Source organism: Dyadobacter endophyticus (genome assembly GCF_014641595.1).
GTDB classification, from domain to species: Bacteria; Bacteroidota; Bacteroidia; order Cytophagales; family Spirosomataceae; genus Dyadobacter; species Dyadobacter endophyticus.
In genome coordinates, this window is the sequence record NZ_BMIA01000002.1 from 228552 (window position 1) to 254033 (window position 25482).

Annotated in this window: 23 protein-coding genes; 16 read left to right on the forward strand and 7 right to left on the reverse strand. The window is 50.8% G+C overall.

Translation table 11 applies throughout. The features are described from left to right. Positions 1-2 precede the first annotated feature (2 nt). The 4 genes from IEY24_RS13045 to IEY24_RS13060 form a co-directional block, all read right to left on the reverse strand. On the reverse strand, positions 3-914 hold the full coding sequence (locus tag IEY24_RS13045; protein WP_188932708.1) for an ABC transporter ATP-binding protein: 912 nt from the start codon (positions 912-914) through the stop codon (positions 3-5). After that, complete coding sequence (locus IEY24_RS13050) at positions 914-1849, reverse strand: HlyD family secretion protein (protein ID WP_188932709.1); 936 nt, start codon at positions 1847-1849, stop codon at positions 914-916. The genes IEY24_RS13045 and IEY24_RS13050 overlap by 1 nt, the downstream gene beginning before the upstream one ends. A gap of 18 nt (positions 1850-1867) precedes the next feature. Continuing rightward, complete coding sequence (locus IEY24_RS13055; RefSeq protein WP_229222223.1) at positions 1868-3130, reverse strand: TolC family protein; 1263 nt, start codon at positions 3128-3130, stop codon at positions 1868-1870. A gap of 82 nt (positions 3131-3212) precedes the next feature. Further along, positions 3213-3824 carry a TetR/AcrR family transcriptional regulator gene (locus IEY24_RS13060; protein WP_188932713.1) on the reverse strand — a complete coding sequence of 204 codons (612 nt, stop codon included), beginning with the start codon at positions 3822-3824 and terminating at the stop codon, positions 3213-3215. A gap of 222 nt (positions 3825-4046) precedes the next feature. On the opposite strand from IEY24_RS13060, the gene IEY24_RS13065 reads away from it, so the two are divergent. From IEY24_RS13065 to hslV, 11 genes are all read left to right on the forward strand, one after another. After that, the gene (locus IEY24_RS13065; RefSeq protein ID WP_188932714.1) at positions 4047-4403 is read left to right on the forward strand and encodes a hypothetical protein; all 357 of its coding nucleotides are present in this window, start codon (positions 4047-4049) and stop codon (positions 4401-4403) included. Between the two features lie 5 nt (positions 4404-4408). Further along, positions 4409-5479, forward strand: a complete 1071-nt coding sequence (locus IEY24_RS13070; protein ID WP_188932720.1) for an HTTM domain-containing protein — start codon at positions 4409-4411, stop codon at positions 5477-5479. 107 nt (positions 5480-5586) lie between these two features. Further along, positions 5587-7374 (forward strand): translation elongation factor 4, encoded by a 1788-nt coding sequence (gene lepA / locus IEY24_RS13075; protein ID WP_188932722.1) that lies wholly within the window; start codon positions 5587-5589, stop codon positions 7372-7374. 10 nt (positions 7375-7384) lie between these two features. Continuing rightward, the gene (locus IEY24_RS13080; RefSeq protein WP_188932724.1) at positions 7385-9073 is read left to right on the forward strand and encodes a DUF6044 family protein; all 1689 of its coding nucleotides are present in this window, start codon (positions 7385-7387) and stop codon (positions 9071-9073) included. Between the two features lie 110 nt (positions 9074-9183). Continuing rightward, positions 9184-9915 carry a class I SAM-dependent methyltransferase gene (locus tag IEY24_RS13085; RefSeq protein ID WP_188932726.1) on the forward strand — a complete coding sequence of 244 codons (732 nt, stop codon included), beginning with the start codon at positions 9184-9186 and terminating at the stop codon, positions 9913-9915. Then, positions 9912-10706, forward strand: a complete 795-nt coding sequence (locus tag IEY24_RS13090; protein ID WP_188932728.1) for a class I SAM-dependent methyltransferase — start codon at positions 9912-9914, stop codon at positions 10704-10706. The genes IEY24_RS13085 and IEY24_RS13090 overlap by 4 nt, the downstream gene beginning before the upstream one ends. After that, positions 10703-11527, forward strand: a complete 825-nt coding sequence (locus IEY24_RS13095; RefSeq protein WP_188932730.1) for an aldolase/citrate lyase family protein — start codon at positions 10703-10705, stop codon at positions 11525-11527. The genes IEY24_RS13090 and IEY24_RS13095 overlap by 4 nt, the downstream gene beginning before the upstream one ends. Continuing rightward, positions 11524-12468, forward strand: coding sequence for a D-2-hydroxyacid dehydrogenase (locus IEY24_RS13100; protein WP_188932732.1), 945 nt, complete (start codon positions 11524-11526; stop codon positions 12466-12468). The genes IEY24_RS13095 and IEY24_RS13100 overlap by 4 nt, the downstream gene beginning before the upstream one ends. Continuing rightward, positions 12468-13214, forward strand: coding sequence for a glycosyltransferase family 2 protein (locus IEY24_RS13105; protein ID WP_188932734.1), 747 nt, complete (start codon positions 12468-12470; stop codon positions 13212-13214). Before IEY24_RS13100 ends, IEY24_RS13105 begins: the two co-directional genes overlap by 1 nt. Positions 13215-13446: 232 nt before the next feature. Continuing rightward, entirely contained in the window at positions 13447-15147 is a 1701-nt protein-coding gene (locus tag IEY24_RS13110; RefSeq protein WP_188932737.1) for a pyruvate dehydrogenase complex dihydrolipoamide acetyltransferase, read from the forward strand. A 107-nt stretch (positions 15148-15254) separates the two neighbouring features. Next, entirely contained in the window at positions 15255-15797 is a 543-nt protein-coding gene (hslV, locus tag IEY24_RS13115; protein WP_188932739.1) for an ATP-dependent protease subunit HslV, read from the forward strand. A 41-nt stretch (positions 15798-15838) separates the two neighbouring features. Here hslV and dacB read toward each other — a convergent pair whose 3' ends face one another. Continuing rightward, positions 15839-17317, reverse strand: a complete 1479-nt coding sequence (dacB, locus tag IEY24_RS13120) for a D-alanyl-D-alanine carboxypeptidase/D-alanyl-D-alanine endopeptidase (RefSeq protein ID WP_188932741.1) — start codon at positions 17315-17317, stop codon at positions 15839-15841. Positions 17318-17515: 198 nt separating this feature from the next. On the opposite strand from dacB, the gene IEY24_RS13125 reads away from it, so the two are divergent. Genes IEY24_RS13125 through IEY24_RS13145 form a run of 5 tightly spaced genes read left to right on the forward strand, consistent with a single transcriptional unit; the run spans position 17516 to position 22818 of the window. Further along, the gene (locus IEY24_RS13125; RefSeq protein WP_188932743.1) at positions 17516-18937 is read left to right on the forward strand and encodes an MBL fold metallo-hydrolase RNA specificity domain-containing protein; all 1422 of its coding nucleotides are present in this window, start codon (positions 17516-17518) and stop codon (positions 18935-18937) included. 41 nt (positions 18938-18978) lie between these two features. Next, positions 18979-19935 carry an acetyl-CoA carboxylase carboxyltransferase subunit alpha gene (locus IEY24_RS13130; protein WP_188932744.1) on the forward strand — a complete coding sequence of 319 codons (957 nt, stop codon included), beginning with the start codon at positions 18979-18981 and terminating at the stop codon, positions 19933-19935. 8 nt (positions 19936-19943) lie between these two features. Next, positions 19944-20579 carry an HAD family hydrolase gene (locus IEY24_RS13135; RefSeq protein ID WP_188932745.1) on the forward strand — a complete coding sequence of 212 codons (636 nt, stop codon included), beginning with the start codon at positions 19944-19946 and terminating at the stop codon, positions 20577-20579. Then, entirely contained in the window at positions 20569-21768 is a 1200-nt protein-coding gene (locus tag IEY24_RS13140) for a site-2 protease family protein (RefSeq protein WP_188932746.1), read from the forward strand. Before IEY24_RS13135 ends, IEY24_RS13140 begins: the two co-directional genes overlap by 11 nt. A gap of 36 nt (positions 21769-21804) precedes the next feature. After that, positions 21805-22818, forward strand: a complete 1014-nt coding sequence (locus IEY24_RS13145; protein ID WP_188932748.1) for a phosphotriesterase family protein — start codon at positions 21805-21807, stop codon at positions 22816-22818. Positions 22819-22822: 4 nt separating this feature from the next. Here IEY24_RS13145 and IEY24_RS13150 read toward each other — a convergent pair whose 3' ends face one another. Both IEY24_RS13150 and IEY24_RS13155 read right to left on the reverse strand, forming a co-directional pair. Beyond that, positions 22823-24109 (reverse strand): sensor histidine kinase, encoded by a 1287-nt coding sequence (locus IEY24_RS13150; RefSeq protein WP_188932749.1) that lies wholly within the window; start codon positions 24107-24109, stop codon positions 22823-22825. Beyond that, positions 24106-25479, reverse strand: a complete 1374-nt coding sequence (locus tag IEY24_RS13155) for a sigma-54-dependent transcriptional regulator (RefSeq protein ID WP_188932750.1) — start codon at positions 25477-25479, stop codon at positions 24106-24108. The genes IEY24_RS13150 and IEY24_RS13155 overlap by 4 nt, the downstream gene beginning before the upstream one ends. Positions 25480-25482: the final 3 nt, after the last annotated feature.

The following is a 25482-nucleotide window of genomic DNA, read 5'->3' on the forward strand; positions in this document are numbered from 1 at the left end:
TTTTAATGTAATAATTTAATAAATGAATCCTCGATCGTCACCTCGGCGTCCTTCACTTCCACGCCCGTGAGGCCGTGTTCGCGCAAGTAGACCTGCAGTGCGTGCGTATCCGTGTGTGCGTCGCGAAACGTGGCGTGTGCGTACTCGCCAAATGCGTAGCTGTTCAGAATGCCTGGGTGGCCTTCCAGGACTTTCAGCAGCTTATACATTTCATTGGCTTTAATGGCCAGCAGCCGGTCGGGATAGGTATTTACAATGTTTTGCGGCGTGTCGATCGACAGTATTTTGCCGCTCTGGATCAATGCAATGCGGTCGCAGAGCGAAGCTTCGTCCATGTAAGGCGTCGAAACGAGAATCGTAATATGCTGCTCCCTCAGTCTTCTGAGCATTTCCCAAAACTCCTTCCGCGAAACCGGGTCGACGCCCGTTGTAGGCTCGTCGAGAAACAGCGTGGTCGGTTTATGGATCAATGCGCAGCACAATGCGAGTTTCTGCTTCATACCGCCCGACAGCTTTCCCGCCCGCCGGTTTTTGAACGGCTCGATCTGCACGTAAATGTCTTTGATCAAATGGTAGTTCTCGTCTATCGTCGTACCGAAAACGGTGGCGAAGAAATGCAGGTTTTCTTCAATGGTAAGATCCTGATACAGCGAGAACTTACCGGGCATATACCCTACCGAACTACGTATGGCCCTGAAATCCTGCACAATGTCATGCCCGTCTACGTGCGCGGAACCGCCATCCGGCAGGAGCAGCGTGGTGAGCATCCTAAAAATGCTCGTCTTGCCCGCCCCGTCCGGCCCTATCAACCCAAAAAGCTCGCCCTGGTTTACGGAAAACGATACATTGTCTACCGCCACGGTCTTCTCTTTGCCGTAGGTTTTGGTCAGATTTTTGACAACAACCGCTTCCATTATCTCAGCGCTACTTCACCGTACATGCCTATTTTCAGATATCCGTCATTCTTCACCCTGATCTTCACGGCGTACACCAGGTTGGCGCGCTCGTCTTTTGTCTGGATGGTTTTGGGAGTAAATTCCGCCTTGTTGCTGATCCACTCGATAATGCCCGGCAGCTGGCGGTATTGGCTGTCGGCACTGTCTACCAGCACTTTAACTTGCTGATTCAGCTTGATGCCCGTCAGTTGATCACCAGTAACATAAGCACGGAGGATGATTGTCGACAAGTCGGCGATTTTATACAATGGCTTGCCCGCGGCTGTCACTTCGTTGGCCTCGGCATATTTGGTAAGCACAGTGCCATTCACTTCGTTAACAATCCTCGACTTCGAGATCTGGTCATTAATCTGCTCGATCTGAACAACTAATGGCTGTACATCTGCCCGTAAGCCGGAAGTTTGCGTCTTCAAAACCGAGGTCTGCGCGGCGTCTTGTTTACGTATTACATCCAGTTGCTTTTGCAGCTCCTCGACCTGCGCATTAATATCGTCGAGTTGTTTCGGCGTCGCGGCATCGGCTTTCAGCAGATTTTGGACCCGTTTCTGCTCGTGGAGCAGGTTGTCGAGGCGTACTTGCGAAACCGCGATCTGCTGTTTGTAAACATTTGTCTGCGCTACAATGTCAGGTACGCGGCTTCCCGTGGCCCTAATCTGTGCTTCAAGTTGCTTTCGGCGCAGCGAAAGTTGCAAACTATCGATGTAACCTACCGTCTGCCCGGCTTTTAACAGCTGGCCTTCTTGCAGGTCCAGCGCCATAATGCGACCCGTCGCCTCGGCGGACACGATCGTTTCTACGGCCTCGAAAGTGCCGGAAGCGTCATAAGGGTTCTTTTTTCCATCGCATGCCGCTACCGCCACGGCCAATAGGATCAGATAAGAATATGTTTTCATGTGTTTGTATTTAAATGCTTATTCGATGTCGCTTGCCAGGGTGTTGTCGAGGTTATATTCCGACATCAGCAGCTGTATGCCATGCAGGATCTTGTTCTGCCGCGCCTGATCTTCTGCATTCACCTCACGCAGGAAATCGTTGGTATTGATCACGCCGTTTTCGAGCTGTGCCGCCGAGCTGGTCTTAATGCTTTCCCGGAGCATAATTATCTCGTCATCGGTCCTCAGCAATTGCCGGAAACGATCGAGTTCTGCATTTTGCTGCCTGGCTACGAGGTTGGTGTTGAAAAGAAATGTCTCTTTTTGGAGCTGAATGGCTTCCCGGTTGTTCCGTATCAGTTCACGGTCTTTCTTCACAGTATACAACCCTGAAAGTGACCAGTTAAGCCGCACACCGGTAATGTAATACGGGTCAAAGCCGTTGCTGAGAATGTTCAGTGCCGGCCTGCCGTAACCTCCCTGGAAGAAAAAGTTGAGTTTCGGGCGATTGCGAACGTCGATCAGCTGCGATTGAATATCCAGACTGCGGTTCTGGGCATCGTAAAGTTTCAGCTCCGGGCGGTTAATGTCCCTCCCAGTCGCCAATTCCACCGGCTTTTCCAGCATAGCCGAATCCCCCATCGGCTGCCCCGTCAGCAAACCCAGCATTTCCAGGTAAGCTTTCCGGCTGGCATTCAGGTCGATGGTACGCTGGTCGGCTTTCAACAGTTCCGCTTTCAGGGTATTAGCATTGCTTTTGAATGCAGTGCCATTGGCTACGAGCGCCTGTACCTTTTGGATCCCCAGGCTAATATCTTTTTTCAGCAACTCGCTCTGTATCAACTGTTCTTCCAGCATTAAAACTCCAAAAAACAGTTGGTTGACCCGCTCATTCAGCTTATAAAGTTCCACTTCCAGCTTCTGTACCTCCACCTGCGCATTCGCTTCGTGCGAGCGTACCTGTGTGCGGATGCTGCCACCGTCGTAGATAGTCTGGTTCACCTCACCATAAACCTTGTACTGATCCTTATTGATAGTCGGAAATTCCACGCCGGGGATCGACACAGGCAGTTTAAACTCCGTCACCGCCGACTGGTACGTAGCCTGTCCCTGCACTGTGAGTTGCGGCAGATATCCCTTTGCCGCATTGGCCACCGAATAATCGCGTGTCTTTTCAATCAGTCCTTGCTGCCGGATCATAGGATAGTTTTTCCGCGCGAGCCGATAAGCCTCCCCGATCGTCAGCGGTTTGGTCTGCGCCAGCAGTTGCGCCGTCGGGAACGCCAAACAGCTGATTATCATTATTATTTTCAATCCATTAATCATTTTATTTATTCGTTTTATTTAATCATTTGATTAATTTATGAGTAAAAAAATAGGGCTGTTAACCATGATCCAGCATTAGCTTCATCCAGACCGGGATGAGTTTCTTGCGCTGCTCCATCAGTTGCCGGTATTGTTCCTCATTCCCCAGAATCGGTTGCAGAACCGGTTTAGCGACAAATGGAAACAGGTTCATTCCCAGCAAATTCATCAAAAAATGAAACGGATTAATATCGCTCCTGCGCTCCGCGATTTGTTTCACAAAAACGGATTCTTTCAAAAGCTTCGGCGCTTGCAGGCGGTTGGAAAGCTGATCAGGGTTGTTGCGGATCTCGCTGAGCACGAAAATCGGCAAGTCCGGATGTTCGAGAAGCATATCGATGTAGTTCTCCGTGATCTTTTCCAGCTTTCCCTCCAATGTAGTCGACGCATCATTCAGGATCGGCGCCAGCACGCCGAACAGCTTGTCGATCCGATCCGCCATGACGATCTGGAAAAGTTTTTCCTTGCTGCGGAAATAATAGTTCAGCAACGCCAGGTTAATGCCCGCTTCCTCCGCAATGTCCCTCGTACGTGCGTTGCCGTACCCCTTTTTAGTAAATACAATGCTCGCCGCCTCTTTGATCTTTTCCTCCGTGCTCAGATCCAACTCCGCTTTTTTCACTTTCGCCATTAGCCAATTTACTTTTGATGCGTCAAAGATAAAGGCGATTTTCGGTTTAACCAAAATATTTAATCAAATGATTAAATATTTTGGTTAACACATTCAAAAAACTTACTCTATTTACAATTTCCAATCAACCGTTTTTTTTGCCGGTCCATTTTTTTCTTAACTTTTACAAAAAAACGATTACCCCGTGACAGCGATGTGATTTTGTAAATTTACCAGGCACCAGTGACCTCCCTATTCCTCCGAAAATGGCTTCCAGGGCTGCTTTTTTTGTCGGCTCAGGTTATTAACACGCTGTACGAACTTACGCAAGACACCCGGACACTCTCCTGGGCGCCGCATACCACGCAGGTATTTTACCGGATCGAAGCCTTTGACAATGGGCTGACTTGGGAAAGAAAGGCCGTCGAAGCACGTTACGGGATAGCCCAAGCCCACTGGGAGGCCCATGCGCCGGGCAATTTACTGCGACTGGTTGCATCGGTCGAAGCAAAAACGCCTGGCGGTCCCGATAGCGTCAGAATCTCCTATCGGCGCAATGCGGCGCCGGAACGAACTTATTTGTGGAAAGCCAGCCGTTAACGCCTATGCGTCACCTCAATCCTTTCTATGTTACCGGAAAGGCCATCGTTCCCGAACTCGTGCTGGCGGTGAGGCTATTGGCCGTGTACCTGCTATTAACCCGGGAATCCCCTTTCTACGGTATCCAGGGTGGCGGCAGGTTCTACCCTGTCTTTGACCTGGTCGACCAGCTGGGCACCGACGAGCAGTTCAATATGACCGTCAGGTTGTTGTTCCTGACCGGCATCGGCATGCTCCTATTTTCCCGCTTTGTACGGCTTGGCGCACTGTTTGCGGGCCTGGCGTTTATTGCCGGGCCGATTTCCTGTCAAATATGCATTTCCGTAGCCCACCTTTTTACCGGCTGTATTTTCCTTTGCACTGCACTCAGCAACCACGTCACCGGGACCGACATTATCCGGTTCCAACTCGTTGTGCTCTACATCGGTGCCGATCTGAACAAGATATCCGACACCGATTGGTGGACCGGCGCCAGCATCGAAACGCTACTTGTGACCAAGCACCATATAGCACACTACATGCGCGCAGCCAGCCTTTTTAGCCCCGGTTTTTTATCCCAAATGACGGGTATAGGGGTAATTGTACTGCAAATGGGCATCCCGGTCCTTCTGCTCAAACGCAGGACAATCGTTTATGCAATGCTGCTGGCTGTGGCCTTGCATTTGCCTATGGTGGTGTTAATGCGCATGACCTTCGGGCCTTTTCTTTTCGCGCTTGTTGCAGCCTATGGTTCACTGCTTGGGTGGCCGAAGCATTTGGTTTGCGACAGTCGGTTGCACAGCAGCCTGCTCGTCAAATGGCTGCGACGGCTGGATTTTAATGGACAGGTGAGTCTCTGTGCAGGTAGCGAAAGGGGCTCACCCATGCGCTGGCTAAGAACCGTACTCCACTTTTTGCCTCATCCCGCCATCCTGCTATTACTGACCATCCTAACCGCCGCCATGGTCAATTACGGCAAATTACGGCCTCTGACAATGCTGACGATCGCGACATTCACGCTCCACGTCTGGCCACAGCGAAAGGACACCGGAAGGGTACCCCGCCTGGGAGCTGATGGACAGGCTTCTCATTTTTAGTTTGAAGTTCTGTTTGAAAACATCTTGAAATATTAATTACCCTCGTAATTTTGTGGTTGCTTTGACCTGAACTATATATTCAAAGCATTTGAATAGGAACTACCTTCATGAAGAAAATCCGTAATTTTTGCATTATTGCCCATATTGACCACGGGAAAAGTACCCTGGCGGACCGTCTGCTGGAATTTACAAAAACTGTATCGCAGCGCGAAATGCAAGCGCAATTGCTCGATAATATGGATCTGGAACGTGAACGCGGCATTACCATCAAGAGCCACGCGATCCAGATGAACTACATTTATAAAGGAGAAGAATATATACTGAACCTGATCGACACCCCGGGGCACGTGGACTTTTCCTACGAGGTATCCCGCTCGATCGCCGCCTGCGAGGGCGCGTTGCTGCTCGTGGACGCCTCACAAGGTACCGAAGCACAAACGATCTCCAACCTTTACCTGGCGATCAATCACGATCTGGTAATTATCCCCGTTTTAAACAAAATCGACCTTCCCGGGGCTATGCCCGAGGAGATTAAGGATGAAATGGTGGATCTGCTGGGCTGCGAGCGGGCAGATATTATCCCTGCCAGCGGTAAGGAAGGTATCGGTATCGAAGATATCCTGAATGCAATCGTGGAGCGTATCCCTGCCCCTGTCGGCAACCCGGAAGGACCGCTGCAAGCGCTGATCTTCGACTCGGTTTTCAACTCCTACCGGGGTATCGAAGTTATCTTCCGAGTAAAAAACGGCAGTATCAGGAAAGGCGACAGGGTTAAGTTCATGGCGACCGGCAAGGAATACATCGCCGACGAAATCGGTACGCTCGGTTTGCAGCAAATACCCAAACAAGTGGTGGAATGCGGCGACGTAGGTTACCTGATTTCCGGTATCAAGGTTGCCAAAGAAGTGAAGGTGGGTGATACTTTTACGCATATCGACCGTCCTGCGAGCGAAGCGATCGTGGGTTTCTCCGAGGTTAAACCCATGGTTTTTGCAGGCATTTACCCTGTGGACACGAGCGAGTTCGAAGAGCTTCGCGAGGCTATGGAAAAGCTGCAACTGAACGACGCGGCACTGGTTTGGGAACCCGAAACGTCGGCGGCACTTGGTTTCGGTTTCCGTTGCGGATTCCTTGGAATGCTGCATATGGAGATTGTCCAGGAACGCCTGGAGCGCGAATTCGATATGACCGTGATTACGACGGTGCCATCAGTACAGTTCCGTGTTTTGACTACCAAAGACAAGCTGCTCAATATCAGTGCTCCTTCGGAAATGCCGGAGCCTAACCATATCAAATACATCGAGGAACCTTATATCAACGCGCAGATCATCACCAAATCGGACTACATCGGCCCGATCCTGAACCTGTGTATGGACAAGCGTGGTATCCTTAAAAACCAAATATACCTTACTTCCGAGCGCGTGGAGCTGCAATTCGTGATCCCGCTCGCCGAAGTAGTATTTGACTTTTTTGACAAACTCAAAACTATATCAAGAGGTTACGCTTCGCTCGACTACGAACTGGCAGGTTACCAGGAGTCGGATATGGTGAAGCTCGACGTCATGCTGAATGGGGAAGCGGTGGATGCGTTGTCGGCCATCGTGCACCGTTCGAAGTCCTATGAATGGGGCAAAAAACTTTGCGAAAAGCTCCGCGAACTGATTCCGCGGCAAATGTTCGAGATCGCTATCCAGGCCGCCATCGGTCAGAAAATCATTGCCCGCGAGACCGTAAAAGCCATGCGAAAAGACGTTTTGGCCAAATGTTACGGGGGGGATATTTCCCGTAAGCGCAAGCTCCTCGAAAAACAGAAGAAAGGTAAGAAACGGATGCGCCAGGTGGGTAATGTAGAAATCCCCCAGGAAGCATTTATGGCTGTTTTGAAGATCAACTAATCATAATTTCATGGGCGCGAAATACCGGCAATATTGCCTTCCAGGGATGTTGTCGGTATTTTTTCTTTATCATGCGCCTGTCATTTTTCTGGGCCAGCGCGCATTTTTCAACGCGTTCGATTCGCTGGACTCCTTTGTTGTTTGGTACCGGGTCGTTACACGTCAGGGCTATGCCTGGGCTCCCCCTTACGCCATAGTAGAACCCTTCCTGGGCGGAGTTCCAAAGTTTACGCTGGTAACTTCCTATAACATTTATTATTGGTTAAACCTCGTTCTGCCGACCTTCGAGGCTTACCAGTTCTACATCATATTTATCAGTGCTTTTGCGCTGATCGGTATGTGGCTGCTTTGCAGGCACCACCTTGCGCTAAATGAGTGGGCATCAGCCTTTCTGGCACTTTCATTTGCATTCACGCCTTTTTTACCCACCTGGGGCCTTAGCATTGCCGGGCAACCGTTATTGCTCTTTGCCCTTCTCAATATCCGTAACGGCAAACCTGCCAAATGGAACTGGCTGATCGTTGGCGCATTTCCGTTTGCGTCCAATTTCCAGTCGGCAGGTGTTTTCATTCTTTTCGCGTTGGGCGCTCTGATAGCGCATGATATGGTATTGAAGTTACCATATCGCCGCCTGTTGCTTGCTTTCTGCGTTTTGTTAGCGGTTTATATCGTAACGAAAATAGATCTGGTCCAAAATCTCCTGGGAGGCGAGGGCTTTGAATCGCACCGAATGGAAATGCGTCGGTTCCCGGCTTCCCGTTTGAAAGTATTTGCAAGATATTTTTTGCTGGGCAACGTCGATGTTGCATTGTCGCTGCACACATTGGTGCTGCTGCCGCTCGTCTGCACAGCCTTCACAATCTTTGCTATACGCGAAAAGCGTCTTCCCAAAGGCCTGACCGGCACCTTGGCCGCCATCACACTAATTTGCCTGTACATAGCCGCATTACAATGCGAATTTATTGTAAACCTGCGCAATCAATCAGACCTGCTGCGGATGTTTAGTATGGACAGGTTTCATATTTTCCTGCAATTGCTGTGGCATATCGCGGCAGCACAGGCAATCCTTCTGATTTCAACCCGCTATCGTAATCGCGTTATTGCCGTCGTCGCCTTTGCGCAGCTTATCGTCTGCTTTGCCTACCAGCCTACTTACTACGAGCGGCTCATAAAGCCATTCGTGAAGATTGTGCCCTACCATTATATCTTTACATACGAAGATTACTATGCCGAACGCATGTTCGGCGAAATTAAATCGTACATTAAAAAACCGGTGCAATCTTACCGCGTGGCGAGCATTGGCATGCCTCCCGCAATTGCTCAATACAACGGGATGTGGACCATCGATGGCTATTCCAGTAACTACCCTCTTTCCTATAAGAGGAAATTCAGGAAGATCATCGCAGCAGAACTTGAAAAAAGCGATGGTAATCGGGGGTTCTTTGACTTTTGGGGTAGTTTGTGCGCGATCTTGTACGACCAGGGACTTTCCTACTATGAACCGTATATTACCCGCGGCACGGCGCCACTTACCCGCAATATCGTCCTTTCGCACCAGGCTTTGAAAGACATGCATTGCGACTACATTTTATCAACCGAAAACATTCTCAACCCCGAAAAATCGGGTTTGAAAAAGCTGGCGATATTCAGCTCCACGATTTGGCGCGTCAATTTATACGAAGTTACTAGCAATCAATGACGTGCGCCTAACCGTTATTTTTAACGGCCGGCAGAAAAAGTCGATGCCTGCCGGTTGCTCACTAGGGACATTTTTGCGTATATTCACCACCAAAAGGAACCCCATTGTTTATGAGCATCGTCGTCTCCAATATCAAATTCCACAACAACCAGCAACTCGACTACTTCGGGCAGAAAATCAAAAAAACGATGATCCCGGTTTCTTCGCCTTATGTGCGCAGGCATGTAAAAGAGGTGATCGACTTTGCGGGGATCAAAAAATCCGACCGGATCATCGATGTGGCCTGTGGTATGGGGAAATACACCCTGAATTTCCTCGCGCAGGGTTACCGGGTGGAAGGGCTCGATCTCTCACCCTTTCTGTTGCAGCAGTTGTTGGTGTACAACGACAACAAGTTTCCCGTAAAGCTCCATGCCGCCGACATTCTGGATGCACCTGAGGAGCTCAACGACCAGTTCGATGTGGTGATGGGCTTCATGGCTTTGCATCATTTCCACAGCTTACACGCTTGCTTCCAGGCCATGTACCGGATAGCGAAACCAGGCGGAAAACTGGTGTTTCTCGAACCAAACGCATACAACCCGCTCTATTACCTTCAAATTGCGCTGACGCCAGGGATGTCGTGGGAGGGAGATAAAGGAGTGGCGGACATGACCAAAAAGAAGCTGTTCGACGCGATGGATTACGCCGGTTGGAAGAATTTAAAAATTAAAAGATTTGGCTTTTACCCGCCTTTCCTGTCCAATACGGCATTAGGCCAGAAAAGTGAACCTGTCCTCGAAAAAATTCCGGGATTGAACACGTTTCTGCCTTTCCAGATCATCACAGCGGAAAAAAGATGATAGGAGAAAAAAGAGAGAAGTGGCTTGTTTCCTATCCCGACGACGGGAATTCGGTGTGCTTTGAGATGGAAGACATGTCGTTCTGGTATCAGCACCGGAATGAATGCCTTGTAGCAACCATGAAGGCCAACGCTTTTCCCAAAGAATTTCTCGATATCGGCGGTGGAAACGGCATTACCGCGTTGGCCATGCAAAACGCAGGCTACGAAGTAACGTTGGTGGAACCCTACCCCAGCGGAATCGAAAACGCAAAGAAAAGAGGGATACGGTCGACGATTCAAAGCACGCTGGAAGAATATGTGGTGCAAGGAATTGGAACGGCCCCCGCGGCCGGATTCTTCGACGTAATGGAACATATTGAAGACGACAAGTCTTTCCTCAACAATATCAACCGGCTACTTACCCCTGACGGACAAATCATGCTGACCGTACCCGCTTTCCAGAGCTTATGGTCCGAAAACGACGTTCAGCTCGGGCATTTCAGGCGCTATACACTCGCACAGCTTTCCGGCCGGCTCGCAGAAGCGGGTTTCAAGGTTACCTATGCCACCTATTTCTTTTCGCTCGTGTGGGCACCAATGTGGTTTGCGCGGGTATTGCCGGAAAAATTCGGGATTAAAAAAGATAACACCCCGAACAAAAAACGGAACGAGCATATGGCCGGTCGCCCAACCACTGCGCGTTTACTGAGACGTTTGCTCGGCTGGGAGATAAATGCCATTCGAAGCAAAACAAAAATCCCTTTTGGTACCAGCTGCCTGATCGTTGCACAGAAAACAAGAGCCTTGTGAATCAAAATTTACCCGTTACCAACCATTTTCAGCTCTTTTTATTCTCGAATGACCCGACGGTCGTCCGAACGGCCATCGCGGCAGGCGTGGACGGGATCATTGTCGACTGGGAAAATCAGGGGAAGAAGCTCAGGCAGGAAAACTTTGATACGCAGGTCAATTACGACACCTACGAAGACCTCTGCCGGATACGCGAAGTGACGCCGGAAGGCAAACTCATATGCAGGATCAACGGTTTCTCAGTTGAATATACACGGGAAGAAGTAGAGCTCGCGCTGCGTGCCGGTGCCGATGAAATTTTTCTCCCGATGGTCCGGACCGTTGCCGAGGCGCGCGACACGCTGCAAATGATCAACGGGCGGGCCGGGTTCAATATACTGATTGAAACGACCTCGGCCCTCGACTGCTTGGCAGAACTCGGCAAACTGCCGCTCCGCCGGGCTTATATCGGGCTGAACGACCTCCATATTCAACAAAACAGCAGGAACATTTTCGTTCCGCTTATGAACGAAACAGTAACCGACATCCGCAGACATTTCGAAATACCGCTCGGCGCCGGCGGTGTGACCTACCCGCCCAACGGCTTCCCTATCGCCAGCAAATACCTGATTAACGAATACGCCCGCCTGGGTATCGATTTCAGCTTTCTCCGGCGCACGTTCATCAAAGACCACGCCAACCACAGTATGGAGCACATGGTGTACCACATCAGGAACGCCTACGACGAAGCCCGCAGGCGATCGCACGAACAAGTATCCGCAGATTTCCGGGCATTCCGCGAGCAAGTCGAAAGCTGGACCACCAATCCGCATCACGCATGATCCTTTTGATGTATGAACCGGTACCAGCACATTTGCAGCGCCTGCAAAAAGCCGCACCGGATCGCGAAATAGCAATTGCACACTCACTGGAAGAAGCTTGCCGACTGATCGAAAAGGCCGAAATAGTTTTGGGTAACCGCTATTTCATTCAGAGTCTGCCGTTTGCAGAAAGGCTTCGCTGGATGCAGTCCAATTCTGTGGGTGTGGATATCATACTGGAAGAAAAGCAGCGGCTTCTCGACAAAGGCATTATCCTTACCTGCGCCCGTGGCGTATATGACGCAGAGCTGGCCGAGCACACCGTCACATTGCTCCTCACGCTGTTCCGCGGTATTCATCTGCTTCGGGACGAACAGCGGGAACGCTCCTGGCAGCGGCACAGGTTGCGCACGTTAAACGGCAGTCGCTGCCTGATCCTGGGATGGGGCAGCCTCGCCCAGGCGATCGCACGGTTGATCACCGCTCTGGGAGGCCGCGTTTCGGCGGTAAGGAATAGTCCCGACGATTCGGTTGACCATGGTATCGCCCTGTTCGGGCAGCAAAACTGGCAGTTGCAATTACCCGAAACAGATGCATTGATCAATTGCCTCCCTAAAACCGTGGAAACGCGGCACTTGGTAAACAGCCATGTCCTGGATCAACTTCCCCACGACGCATTTGTGGTCAACATCGGCAGGGGCGGAACGCTCGATGACCAGGCATTGCTGGAAAGGGTACAGGCAGGTCGTTTGGCAGGGGCCGCCCTGGATGTGTTCGAAGAAGAGCCATTGCCCCTTTCCCACCCGATGTGGTCCGAGCCGCGGATCATGATCACCCCACACGTAGGCCGCAGCCTCGAAGGGCCTGAATACAAGTGGCAATCTCTATTTGAAGAGAACCTCGCACGCTATGTGCGCGGGGAAACGCTGTTGAATATCGTCAATTATGAAAAGGGTTATTGATGCTCAGTATCGTTATTCCCGTATATAAAAGTGCTTCGACACTCGTGGCTTTGCACGAGCGGATCACCCACGTGGCAGCATCGCTCTCTATTCCGTGCGAGGTCGTGTATGTCAACGATGCTTCTCCCGACCATTCACTGGCCATTCTGCGCGAACTTCCGGCCAGCATTTCTTTTCATATTGTTAATTTGAAAAAGAATACCGGCCAAAGCAATGCGCTGATAGCCGGCATGACATTCGCCAGAGGAGAACTCATCGCCACGATGGACGCCGATTTACAGGACGAGCCGGAAAACCTGGCAGCGATGATCGGGGCGATGAAGCCGGGCATTGACGTTGTTTTTGCAAAACGGCAAGGGCAATATGAATCGCCCGGGCGACTGCTTACTTCCTTTCTTTTCAAAGGTATGGTGCATTGGTTTTCGGCCAGGAAAATACCGATGAATGCAGGCTTGTTTATGGTGCTGCGAAGCGACGCTACTGCCGGTTTTATCCCCTATTTACCACATTACCCCTATCTGATCGGCCTGATCGCCAAAACCGGCTTACGATGTGCGACTGTAACGGTGGAGCGGCAAGGCAATGCCTTTGGTGAGACCTCATATACATTCCGGAAGCGGTTGCGCGTCGCAAGGAGTTTTTTTCGGACGCTTCGCCTCCCATCTCCAAAATCACATCAGGAAGCTGCCGGATGGCTTAATTCACATCTTTTGGCCGATCATTCATATATCGCCGGAAAACAATGAAAGCGTCCTTTTGGTATGGCGTTTCGCCCGCCGTATCCTGATAAACCCACTACAAATACCTATACAACACTGATTATCAAGCATTACAAGAAAGGTTCCTACCCAAAACCGGGAACGCACCGATAGCAGGGGGCAATTTTATAATGTCAAACACCTCTCCTATTCACCTTTTATTGTAATTTTGACCAAAGTCTGAATTTCGACCAAGAACAAAAATACCTTAACAAGCGATATGGCAGAAGTAATTCGTATGCCCAAGATGAGCGACACCATGGAAGAAGGTGTTATCGCGGAATGGCACAAAAAAGTAGGTGATAAAATTAAATCCGGTGAAGTGATTGCTGAGGTGGAAACCGACAAGGCAACCATGGACCTTGAATCTTACTGGGACGGTACCCTTCTTTATATAGGCGTTAAAAAAGGCGACGCAGTACCTATCGATGGCGTTATGGCGATCGTTGGCGCTGAGGGTGAGGATTACCAGTCGCTGCTTGATGGTGCCAGCAACGGAAATGGCGCTCCGTCTGCCGGAGCTCCGAAGGAAGCCCCCGCTGTGGCAGCCAACGCTGCGGCAGCCCCCGCTGTTGAAACAGTCACTCCCGCAACAGCTGCGAAACCTGCTTCGGCAGCCGCTGCTACCGAGAAAATCAATGCTGCGGTAGTCCGCATGCCGAAAATGAGCGATACCATGGAAGAAGGGACGCTGGTTTCATGGCAGAAAAAAGTAGGCGATAAAGTAAAATCAGGCGATATCCTGGCCGAAGTCGAAACCGACAAGGCTACAATGGAACTGGAAGCATACGAAGACGGTACGCTGCTTTATGTAGGCATTAAAGAAGGCGACGCGGTTCCTGTTGACGCGATCATCGCAGTAATAGGTGAAGAAGGCGCTAATGTAGAAGGCCTACTTGCACGTGAAAACGGCGAGGCTCCAGCTGAGGCGGCCGCTCCATCGGCACAAGCGGCACCAACGCCGGCTGTGAATGGTTCCGAGAAAGCCGTTTCAGTGGCAGATTCCGGCGACCGCGTAAAAGCATCCCCATTGGCAAAACGCCTGGCCGACGAAAAAGGCATTAACCTGAGCGAAGTGGCCGGAAGCGGCGACAACGGACGCATCGTAAAACGTGATGTGGACGAGTTCAAACCAGCTGCTCAGGCATCGGCTACCTCTGCTGCTCAGCCTGCACCCGCTGCCAAAGCAGAACCGGCTCCCGCAGTGGGAGCTCCTGCACAAGCGGCACCAGCCTCCGGCGATTTCGTCGACACGCCAATTTCGCAAATGCGTAAAACCATCGCGCGCCGCCTGAGCGAAAGCTTGTTCACTGCGCCTCACTTCTACGTGACGATGGAAATCACAATGGACAAAGCGATGGCATTGCGCCCGCAGCTGAATGAAGTGGCTACTGCTAAGATTTCGTTCAACGACATGGTGATCAAAGCCTGCGCCATAGCATTGAAGCAACATCCTGCCGTGAACTCCGCATGGCTGGGCGACAAAATCAGAAAATACAATTATGTCAATATTGGCGTCGCGGTAGCGGTAGACGAAGGTCTGCTCGTGCCTGTGATCCGTGAGGCTGATAAGAAAACGCTTTCTGCCATTTCGGGTGAGGTAAAAGACCTGGCTGGCAAAGCGAAAGATAAAAAACTGCAACCGAAAGACTGGGAAGGCAACACATTCTCGGTATCCAACCTGGGTATGTTCGGTGTAGACGAGTTTACAGCGATCATCAACCCGCCGGATTCTTGTATCCTCGCGATCGGTACGATCAAAAAAGTAGCTGCTTTCAAGGAAGATGGAACGGTTTACCCGACCAACATCATGAAAGTAACGCTTTCGGCTGACCACCGCGTGGTAGACGGCGCAACCGCAGCACAATTCCTGCTGACAGTGAAAAAGCTGTTGGAAGAGCCAATGAGCATGCTGGTTTAAGCAAAACACAAATACATGAAAAAGTGTCAGGCCCGCAAGGTCTGGCACTTTTGTTTTCAAAGGGTTTTTGTTTCAAACGCGACTAACATTTGCATTAAAATATCAATATGGAGAAAATACACGCTACTACCGTCCTCGGGGTACTACACAACGGAACTGTCGCCCTGGGCGCGGACGGTCAGGCTACAATGGGCAACACGGTTGCCAAGAGCAATGTCAAAAAGATCCGGACGCTGCAAGGCGGCAAAATCCTGGTCGGCTTTGCCGGTTCGACGGCCGATGCATTTACATTGCTGGATCGTTTTGAGGAGAAACTGAATGGCTACGGCGGCAATATGAAACGTGCCGCCATTGAACTGGCCAAGGACTGGCGTACGGACCGCTATCTGCGCAAGCTGGAAGCCATGATGATTACCGCCAATAAGGATGAAATCCTGGTTATCTCAGGAACCGGCGATGTTTTGGAGCCGGAGAACGGCATTGCATCAATTGGTTCGGGCGGGAACTTTGCATTATCGGCAGCACAGGCGTTGAAGAAACATGCTGCGCATTTGAGTGCCGAGGAAATGGTGCGGGAAGGGCTGACAATCGCGGCCGACCTTTGCATTTATACCAACCATAATCTGGTGATCGAGAAAGTGGTTCAGTAGTGAAACGAATGGCGCGAAGCTCTGGCTTCGCGCTATCCTACTCACAACTCCGCCATCAGCGTCATCAGCTTCACTAGCGAATCAGAAATCACCCGGTTACTCCCCGGCACGTATTTATTCGCAATGATCGTAAAGCTCAGCAACGCGCCCGATTTGGCATTCACATAACCTGCAAACGCCCGTGTGCCTTCAATAGACCCGCTCTTCGCGTGCACATTGCCCGCCGCGCGCGAGCCTTTCCCCAGATTACGGACAGTCCCGTTTTGCCCCAGCGTGGCAATGCTTTGGTAAAAATCCTTAAAACTGACATCCCTATTCGTCAGATTCAAAATATCAGTCAGGCTACCCGCGGTGATGGAGCCGGAGGGCGACAAGCCGCTCCCGTCTTTGATATAAAAACCCCGCAAATCGGCTCCCCTCCCCGACCAGTAGCCTGTAATGGCCGTAGCGGCGGTGTCAAACCCGGAACTGCCTGAAAGCCGCTTGCCAGACTGCTTGAAAAAGGCATCTGCAAAGAGGTTAATGCTCCAAAAATTGGCTTGCTGGCACAGTTCGCGCAATGGCGGCGATTTGTATTCGTCGATGATCTTCTTCGGGTTCGTTGTCATAACGATAGAACTTCCGTCAAGCTGATCGGCTTCCGCCACCACCACGCCATTCCCCGATAATGAATTTTTCAATGCGTAGGCCGTGTACCATGCGGGGTCCGGGATGGAGCCTTTTACCGTAAAAACCGCATTACCAGCCGGTACAGTGCCGGTAAGCAGCACATTATTCCCGAGTGGGCTACTGTAAATGATCGTTTTGTCGCCCGAGCCGCGTTCGCCGGTGGTGACCTGGTTGGTAAAGGACAAATACGGAATCGCAGGCTCAGTACCGAGCACCGTTGTAGGATCTCCGGGATCGGCGCCAGGCTTGAATTTAATGCGATAGAGGTTTTCATTGAAGTTGAGCCCCTGCACACCGGCGCCGTAGTAATTGCCCATATCGCCCCAAATCCAAGTGCTGGCGATGGCTTCTTTATCGAAAAACGAAGCGTCGGCGATGACCTTCCCTTTGATGTATTTGATACCCGTCCGCTTCACGGCGGCCACCCACCGGCTGATCATTTCCGGGGCCGTTGGATAACCTTTGAACCGGTCGCTTCCGAGTGACGGATCCCCCGTACCGTGAATATAAAGGTTACCCGCGAGCGTATCCCCGCGAAGGGTGCCGTCGTATTCGAGGAAAGTCTGGAATTTAAAATCACCGCCAAAAAGCGCAAGGACGGTTGCGGTGGAGACGAGTTTTAATGTAGACGCTGAAGGCAACGAACGCTCCGCATTCAATGCAAATACTTTTGTGCCTTCCTTTACGGCCTTGACACTCACTGCCAGCGAGCCGCTGCGCATGAATTCGTTGTTTTGCAGTTCGAGCACGGCATCGCTGAAACGCACCAGCCCCGTACTATCGATGGTTTGCGCCGACACCATGCAGCCCGTCAGGAGTATACAAAAGAAAAGAAGGGTGGTTCTCATCATATTAAATATTCGCCGGGCACAAAATTCATGCCGCTTTGCCTAAACTAGTAACTAATGTCCGCATCTCAGGCTGTTTTTTGGTACTTTTGTAAGATATTAGACAATTGATTAGTAGTTTACAAAGAAAAGATACAATAGTGATATTGATTTTTCCGCCAGACGAAAAATACAATATAGCTTTCACCCCATACTATTTATATGAAATTGACATTTTGGGGGGCTTCACAGCAGGTCACAGGTAGTATGTTCCTTTTAGAATCGGACGACTATCGCATCCTGATCGACTGTGGCTCCGATTTTGATCTGGATGAGATCGGCAAGAAAACAAGATACGAACAGCAGAAAAGCGTTTTCCCGTTTGAACCCAGCCTGATCAACACCGTACTGCTCACACACGCGCACATCGACCACTCTGGTAACATTCCCAACCTGTACAAGGAGGGTTTCGAAGGACGGGTGGTTTGTACCGAGCCTACCATGGCGCTGACCTCGCTTTTGCTGAAAGACGCGGCCAATCTGCACCAGAAGCGACTTAATTCGCGGGTTAACTCCAAGAAACGAAGCGGTAAGAAAAAGCGCGAAGTGCCCATGGATTATTATGTTGAAAAACATGTGATCGAGGCATTGGACAACTTCGTGCCCGTGGCATTCGGACAGCGTTACCGTATTGCCGACAATGTGACGGTCATTTATTATGCCGCCGGCCACTTGCTTGGTGCTGCACATATTGTACTGGAAGTGTACGAAGATGGCGAGAAAAAGCGGCTCTGCTTCTCGGGTGACATTGGCCGGAAGAACTATCCGCTGCTGACCGACCCCCAGGAAATCCCTCAGGTGGATTACCTGATTTGTGAATCTACTTATGGAAACCGCCTGCACGAAGACCAGCGCGGGACTGTGGAAACGCTGGCCGACGTCATCAAACGTACCTGCATCGATATTCCGGGCAGGCTCATTATCCCATCGTTCAGCGTTGGACGCACACAGGCATTGCTTTATACGCTCAATAAGCTTTACCTCGATCGCTCATTCCCTTATATTAAAGTATTCTCCGACAGCCCTTTGGCACATAGCAGCACCAAGGTTTACCAGAAACATTCCCGGATGCTCAACAAGGAGGCGCGCGACTTTAAGGAAGAAAATGACATGCTTTTCGACTTCGAAAACCTGATCTACCTCGAAAGCTCCGAAGCCAGCCGCGCCGTTTCGAACTATAACGAGCCTTGCATTATCATTTCCTCGTCGGGCATGGTACAGGGCGGACGCGTGGAGGCGCACGTGGAGGCTAATATCGGCAATCCTTATGCTACGATCCTGATGATCGGCTATGCCTCGGAAGGGACCCTCGGCTGGCGGCTTTTGAACGGCCAGGACACGATCTCTATTCGCGGAAAGCAGTATCCGGTCTTGGCTAATATTGAAAAAATTGACGTATTTAGCGGCCACGGAGACCAAAACGACTTAATTAATTTTGTAAAAATGCAGGATCCGGAAAAACTGAAACGCATTTTCCTCGTCCACGGAGAGCAGCAAAGTATGGCTGAATTCCAAAGTAAAATTCAAGAAATCGGCTATCATTCGGTGGAAACGCCGTTAAGGGGCACTACGTACGAACTCTGACTGCCCCCGATTCCCGCCCACTAATCACCAGAACCTGAATTATGAGAACATACCTGGATTTTGAAAAGCCTATGGCCGAGCTCGAACGCAAGCTCGAAGAAATGAAAGCGCTGGCGCAAGAAAACAATGTAGATTTTTCGGATGCCATTGCGTTGCTGGAAGGCAACATCACCAACCTTCGAAAAGAAATATTTGAAAACCTCACGCGCTGGCAGCGTGTGCAGCTTTCACGTCACCCCGACCGTCCCTACACGCTTGACTACATCGAACTGATCTGCGACGAATTTATCGAACTGCACGGCGACCGCCAGGTTCGCGACGATCCGGCTATTATCGGTGGCTTGGCCAATGTCGGCGGACAGTCGTTCATGCTGATCGGGCAACAAAAAGGCCGCAACACCAAGCAACGCCAGCACCGGAATTTCGGTATGCCTAACCCGGAAGGTTATCGCAAGGCATTACGCCTGATGAAACTGGCTGAAAAGTTCAACAAGCCTATCGTAACCCTGATCGACACACCGGGTGCATTCCCAGGCATGGAAGCAGAAGAGCGCGGACAAGGCGAGGCGATCGCGCGCAACCTGAAAGAAATGTTTATGCTGAAAGTGCCTGTGATCTGTATCGTGATCGGCGAAGGCGCTTCCGGCGGTGCATTGGGGATTGCTATCGGCGACCGCGTACTGATGCTTGAGAACACCTGGTATTCTGTAATTTCCCCCGAAAACTGCTCTGCGATCCTTTGGAGAAGCTGGGATTTCAAAGAGCAGGCTGCCGAAGCGATGAAGATCACGGCCAAGGATATGACCAACTACAAACTGGTAGACGGTATCATCGCCGAGCCGCTGGGTGGTGCCCACCTCGACCACAAGTGGATGGCCGACGAGCTGAAAAGAACAATTCTCGAAAATATTGCCGAACTGGCAGCAATCGGTGAGCAAGACCGGATCGATCAGCGTATCGATAAATTCTGTGCAATGGGTGTGGTAGTTGAAGCGTAACAATATCCATGAAAAACGACAAGATCAAGAATATCATTTTCGACCTCGGTGACGTCATTCTCAATATCGACGTGCCCATTGCCTCCAAGTCATTCGCCGATTTGAGCGGGCTGGAACAGAGCGAGATCATCACCATATTCAAAGAGAATGAACTTTTCCGCCAGTTTGAAACCGGATCGATGGACGAATCCACCTTCCGGAATTATGTGCGCGAAATTTTGAACTTTCCTGATCTATCGGACGAAGCCATCGACACCGCATGGAACAGTCTCCTGCTCGACCTCCCGCCCGAGCGCGTGGAGCTGCTCAGAAAGCTGGCTACCCAATACCGGCTGTTCCTGCTCAGCAACACGAGTTCGATCCACATTACCCAGGTCAACAAGATCCTGGAAGCATCGACGGGCGTCGAAAAGCTTGAAGATTTGTTCGAAACCGTCTTTCTTTCTTACGAAATGGGCTTGATGAAGCCCGATACCCGTATTTACCAGGACGTACTCGATCAAGCCGGGCTGAAAGCGGAGGAAACGCTTTTCCTCGACGACAACGCGGATAATATCCGCGGCGCGGCACAACTCGGTATCGAAACCATCCACGTCCAAAAGCCGGTCACCATTCTGGAATACCTCAAAGACTATGCAGTCTAACACACGGACCCACATCATTCAGGCAGCATTATTTATCATCACCATCATCACCACGACGATGGCCGGTGCCGAATGGATGTTCGGGAACATTTTTGGTTTTGTTTACGACATTTTCTTTTTCCTGATCGGCAAGCAGGAAGGCAAGGAAGTACCTATTCCCACCAAGCCAATGGGCTGGACGGAGTTTGTGCAGGGCTTTCATTTTTCGATCCCTTTCTTGCTGATCCTGACGATACACGAATTCGGGCATTATTTTGTGGCTAAGGCGCATAAAGTGAAGGTCACACTGCCATTCTACATTCCGCTCTGGTTTGGTATTTCGCAAAGCATTGGAACACTCGGCGCGTTTATCAGGATTAAAGAGGCTGTTAAATCACGTGTGAAATTCTTCGACATCGGCATTGCGGGGCCGCTGGCGGGCTTTGTGGCAGCACTCGCTGTGCTTTGGTACGGCTTCACCCATTTGCCTCCGCCGGATTATATTTTCAAAATACATCCCGAGTATGAGCGCTTTGGGCTGAATTACCCGCAATTCGCCTACGAAAATCCAGCCGGTAACCTGATACTTGGCGACAATATCCTGTTCTGGTTTTTCAAAAACTACGTAGCCGATCCCGCCCGCCTGCCGCATGCCTACGAGATTATCCATTATCCATACCTTTTCGCAGGTTACCTCGCATTGTTTTTCACTTCGCTGAACCTGATCCCCATCGGCCAGCTGGATGGAGGGCACATTCTCTACGGTATGATCGGCAAGAAACGCTTTAACTTCGTTGCTCCGGTACTGTTCGGAATTTTCGCGTTTTACGCAGGATTGGGGATGTTCCGCACCGAATCCTTCGCTACCGGCAGTGATGCTGTGTTTTACGAGCGGCTGTTCTACCTTGCGATCTACGTTTATTTCCTCTATATCTGTTTCAAACGCGCATTCGATAACTCCTCGACGGCGCTGATGATCAGTCTGCTGATCGTAGTCGGCCAGTTCGCCGTGACCTACATTCGCCCGGATTGGGACGGCTCGGTCAATTTGCTACCGTTTGTACTCATCCTCGGCCGCTTCCTCGGCATCCGCCATCCTGATACGGAAGACAACACCCCGCTGGACTCCCGCCGGATGATTTTGGGGGTAATCGCGTTTATTATTTTCGTGATTTCGTTTAGTCCTACGCCGTTTGTTATCATTGAGTAAAGGAGATAGGCCGTTGCCAGCCCTTTTAGGTTGACTATGGCCATCCACATCTCACGCCGACATTTCCTGGCAACACTAGGAGCAGCCCCCATTATAACGGGCGTCGCCCTCGCCGAGCCTCCCTACACGTATTCCGTCCAGGGCAAAATCGCCGTTTCCAAACTCGGTCCTGCATTAGTCCACGAACACGTGTTAGTCGATTTCATCGGTGCAGACAAAATTTCACCAGATCGATGGAGGCACGATGAGGTAATACGGAAGGTCCTGCCCTATTTGCTGAAAATCAAACAGCGAGGCATTCAAACGCTTGTTGAATGCACGCCCGCATTCATTGGCAGGGATGTAATTTTGCTGAAAAAGCTTTCCGAGCTATCCGGGCTGAATATTCTGACCAATACCGGATATTACGGCGCTTCGGATAATAAGTATTTACCTAAGTGGGCATTCACAGAAACAGCAGAACAACTCGCGGCACGCTGGATCACGGAGTTTGAAAAAGGAATTGAAGGAACTGGCATTCGCCCCGGGTTTATCAAAACCGGCGTCAATAACGGCAAGTTGTCGGAGCTTCATCAAAAGCTGATCAGGGCGGCAGCGCTTACGCATCTGAAAACCGGGCTTACCATATGCTCGCATACGGGTCCCGCATTACCTGCGCGTGAGGAAATTGAGATATTAATGCAATCGGGCGTGCATCCGTCCGCGTTCGTGTGGGTACACGCGAGCGGGAGCGCAGAAGAGCTGGAAAATGTAGGCCAAAGTGGCTGTTGGATCAGCCTCGATGGCGTGAATACGGAGAATATCGGCAAACATGTGGAATGGATTTCTTTCCTAAAAAACAAGCGCAGGCTGGGCCAGGTGCTGATTTCACACGACGCCGGCTGGTACCGACCCGGAGAGCCTGATGGCGGAGCGTTTCGCGGCTTCACGACGATTTCCGACAAGCTGGTTCCCGCATTGAAAGAACACGGATTTACCGACACCGATATTCACACATTAATGGTCACTAACCCGGCGAAAGCTTTTGCCATTCGCATTCGCAAGCGCTAATTGCCTATTTCTCGATAAGGAACTCCGTCCAGCCGTCGGGACCTGTTTCCAATGCAAAATCAAAGCCGTGGTTACCGAGTATTTCACGGGTTAACGTGAGACCGATGCCCTGACCGTCGCGTTTGGTGCTGAAAAAAGGGTTAAATAGCTTGGAACTCACCTCCTGATCGATCGGCTTACCGTTGTTTCGTATCACAACACGGGAAGAGGTTGCGGAGATATGCACTTCCTGCCCGCTTTCGCAAGCCTCCACCGCATTCTTGATCACGTTGATCAGTACCTGCTCCATTTGGCCTTTGTCGACCATCCAAAACACATTTTCCTGCGATTCGCTCATCACTTTTACATTGCGGACGGAAGCCGCATTCTGCATAAACACGGTCACATCACGCACGAGCGCACCCATATCCGTGCGTTCGGGCATAGGCGACGGCAGGCGCACTACATCCGCGAAGTTGCGCATGAAGCGCGTGAGCTGCTGGTTTCGCTCCGACGCGATATGCAATGCGTCCTTAATGTCGCCGTAATCGGCATCGGGCAGCAGATGCGTCGTAGTCTGCAAAATCGAATCAGTGGCGCCCAGGGTGTTATTCACCTCATGGGCCATCATTCTGATCACCTTACCATAAGCATTCTTCTCCGATTCCAGAATCTCATTGGTTAACTCCTCAATCATCAAAAATGAACGCCGGAAGCCACGGTCCATGAAATGCGAGCGCTGTGCCTTGAATGTGGTAATACCGTTGGTCTTGACCATCCTGGACTCTCCATCGAGAATCCCCGCCAGTTCGGTGAGCAGCGGAAGGTCGGTTTCTGTCAGCTTTTTACCGATCAACGCGTTGTTATCCTGCTCTAACTGGCTCTTCCCTTTGCTATTGAGCGACTCGATCCGGTCGTCGTAGTCGAGGATAATGATGGAAATGGGTGATGCTTCAATGAGTTTTTCCAAAAAGAAATGCTGCTCGTTGAGCTTGATACGTTCCTCTCGCAACTGATCGATCATCATATTGTAAACCTCGATCAGCACATCGACTTCCCCTTTGCCCGTCGGGACGAACTTGATCGAAAAGTCTTTGTCCTTAATGGCCTCGATTCCGGACTTCACAAATTGGATAGGTTGCATAAAATTGTTGTAAAGAACGACTGACGCACCCGCCGACAGCAGCAGAAAAACTTCTGACGCAATAAAAAGCGCCTTGTTTTCAAAAAGTAATTTGTAAACCAGCAGGATCAGCACCAGGTGCAGGATCGCGATGTAGGCAATGTATTTCGTCCTGGTAGATAACCTCATACCTCTTCCGAATCAAAGGATATGCCAAATTTCTCCAACCGCCTGTACAATGCAAAACGGGTGATGCCCAGCGAGCGGGCAACCTTGCTTACCTTGTTCTGATGGTGTTGCATCGCCCTGACGATCATCTGATACTCCATTTCTTCCAATGTTATGCTGCCTACTTCCGGGACCTGCTTCTGCGCCGAGGCGGCATTACCTGCGTTGAGGTTGCGCTGGAAATCGTCGACGTCGAGTACGCTGTTTCCGGCCAGCAGTACCGTGCGTTCCACCAAGTTTTTGAGCTGACGGATATTACCTTGTAACGGCAGTGTTCCAAGCCATTTCAAAGCTGCATTGCTGATTTTCAGCTCGGGCCGGTTGTAAATCGTTTTCAGGTTATTTGCAAAAAACGCCGACAATAATGGAATATCGTCCGGCCGCTCTCGCAACGCGGGAAGTTTGACGGTAATAAGGTTAATGCGGTAATAAAGATCCTCCCGGAACGTCCCTTGCGCCACCATTTCTTCCAGGTTACGGTTGGTAGCACAGATAACCCGCACATCCACGGTGCGGCTTTTGCTGCTGCCCAACGGCTCGAATGTACGCTCCTGCAACACGCGCAACAACTTCACCTGGCTAGCAAGATCCAGCTCCCCGATCTCATCCAGGAAAATCGTCCCCCTGTGGGCCATTTCAAAACGGCCCATGCGGTCGGTTTTGGCATCCGTGAATGCACCCCGTACGTGGCCGAACAGCTCGCTCTCAAACAATGTCGAAGAAATCCCGCCGAGGTTCACTTTTACAAATGGCCGCACTTTCCGTCGGCTATTCAAATGGATGGCTTCGGCGACCAGCTCCTTTCCCGTGCCGCTCTCGCCCGTAATGAGTACTGGTGCATCCGTAGGCGCAACCCGGCCTATTGTTTCAAGGATATCAAGCAGCTTCGGATCTTCTCCTACAATGTTTTCAAAATGATATTGCTGGTCTAATTTCCGCCGGCTTCCCGCCTGCTGAGCTGGTTTGGCCAGGTTGAGGATCGTACGGATGGACTGGATCAGGTAATCGTTCTGCCAGGGTTTGGTCACGAAATCGGCGGCGCCTTCCTTCATACCCCGCACAGCCAGGTCGATCGTCCCCCATCCGGTAATCAAAATCACTGGAATCGTTGCATTATGCTTCTTAATGCGCTGCAACAGGTGCATTCCCTCCTTTCCTGATGTTTCGATCGAAAAATTAAGGTCGAGCAAAACAAGTTCGGGAGTTGCCGCTTTCAGTATTTCAAAAGTTTCCTCCGGTGAACCGGCCCCGCGCACCTCAAACCCTTCCTTCTTCAAAAGGAGCATCAGGGAAGTGCGGATAGCAAGGTCGTCGTCTACGATAAGGAGCATTGG

Bases quoted from the DNA above. Each gene is read 5' to 3' on its own strand.
- IEY24_RS13045 (WP_188932708.1), bottom strand. From the start codon at position 914: ATGGAAGCGGTTGTTGTCAAAAATCTGACCAAAACCTACGGCAAAGAG.
- IEY24_RS13050 (WP_188932709.1), bottom strand. From the start codon at position 1,849: ATGAAAACATATTCTTATCTGATCCTATTGGCCGTGGCGGTAGCGGCA.
- IEY24_RS13055 (WP_229222223.1), bottom strand. From the start codon at position 3,130: ATGATAATCAGCTGTTTGGCGTTCCCGACGGCGCAACTGCTGGCGCAG.
- IEY24_RS13060 (WP_188932713.1), bottom strand. From the start codon at position 3,824: ATGGCGAAAGTGAAAAAAGCGGAGTTGGATCTGAGCACGGAGGAAAAG.
- IEY24_RS13070 (WP_188932720.1), top strand. From the start codon at position 4,409: ATGCGTCACCTCAATCCTTTCTATGTTACCGGAAAGGCCATCGTTCCC.
- lepA (WP_188932722.1), top strand. From the start codon at position 5,587: ATGAAGAAAATCCGTAATTTTTGCATTATTGCCCATATTGACCACGGG.
- IEY24_RS13080 (WP_188932724.1), top strand. From the start codon at position 7,385: ATGGGCGCGAAATACCGGCAATATTGCCTTCCAGGGATGTTGTCGGTA.
- IEY24_RS13085 (WP_188932726.1), top strand. From the start codon at position 9,184: ATGAGCATCGTCGTCTCCAATATCAAATTCCACAACAACCAGCAACTC.
- IEY24_RS13090 (WP_188932728.1), top strand. From the start codon at position 9,912: ATGATAGGAGAAAAAAGAGAGAAGTGGCTTGTTTCCTATCCCGACGAC.
- IEY24_RS13100 (WP_188932732.1), top strand. From the start codon at position 11,524: ATGATCCTTTTGATGTATGAACCGGTACCAGCACATTTGCAGCGCCTG.
- IEY24_RS13105 (WP_188932734.1), top strand. From the start codon at position 12,468: ATGCTCAGTATCGTTATTCCCGTATATAAAAGTGCTTCGACACTCGTG.
- IEY24_RS13110 (WP_188932737.1), top strand. From the start codon at position 13,447: ATGGCAGAAGTAATTCGTATGCCCAAGATGAGCGACACCATGGAAGAA.
- hslV (WP_188932739.1), top strand. From the start codon at position 15,255: ATGGAGAAAATACACGCTACTACCGTCCTCGGGGTACTACACAACGGA.
- dacB (WP_188932741.1), bottom strand. From the start codon at position 17,317: ATGATGAGAACCACCCTTCTTTTCTTTTGTATACTCCTGACGGGCTGC.
- IEY24_RS13125 (WP_188932743.1), top strand. From the start codon at position 17,516: ATGAAATTGACATTTTGGGGGGCTTCACAGCAGGTCACAGGTAGTATG.
- IEY24_RS13130 (WP_188932744.1), top strand. From the start codon at position 18,979: ATGAGAACATACCTGGATTTTGAAAAGCCTATGGCCGAGCTCGAACGC.
- IEY24_RS13135 (WP_188932745.1), top strand. From the start codon at position 19,944: ATGAAAAACGACAAGATCAAGAATATCATTTTCGACCTCGGTGACGTC.
- IEY24_RS13140 (WP_188932746.1), top strand. From the start codon at position 20,569: ATGCAGTCTAACACACGGACCCACATCATTCAGGCAGCATTATTTATC.
- IEY24_RS13145 (WP_188932748.1), top strand. From the start codon at position 21,805: ATGGCCATCCACATCTCACGCCGACATTTCCTGGCAACACTAGGAGCA.
- IEY24_RS13150 (WP_188932749.1), bottom strand. From the start codon at position 24,109: ATGAGGTTATCTACCAGGACGAAATACATTGCCTACATCGCGATCCTG.
- IEY24_RS13155 (WP_188932750.1), bottom strand. From the start codon at position 25,479: ATGCTCCTTATCGTAGACGACGACCTTGCTATCCGCACTTCCCTGATG.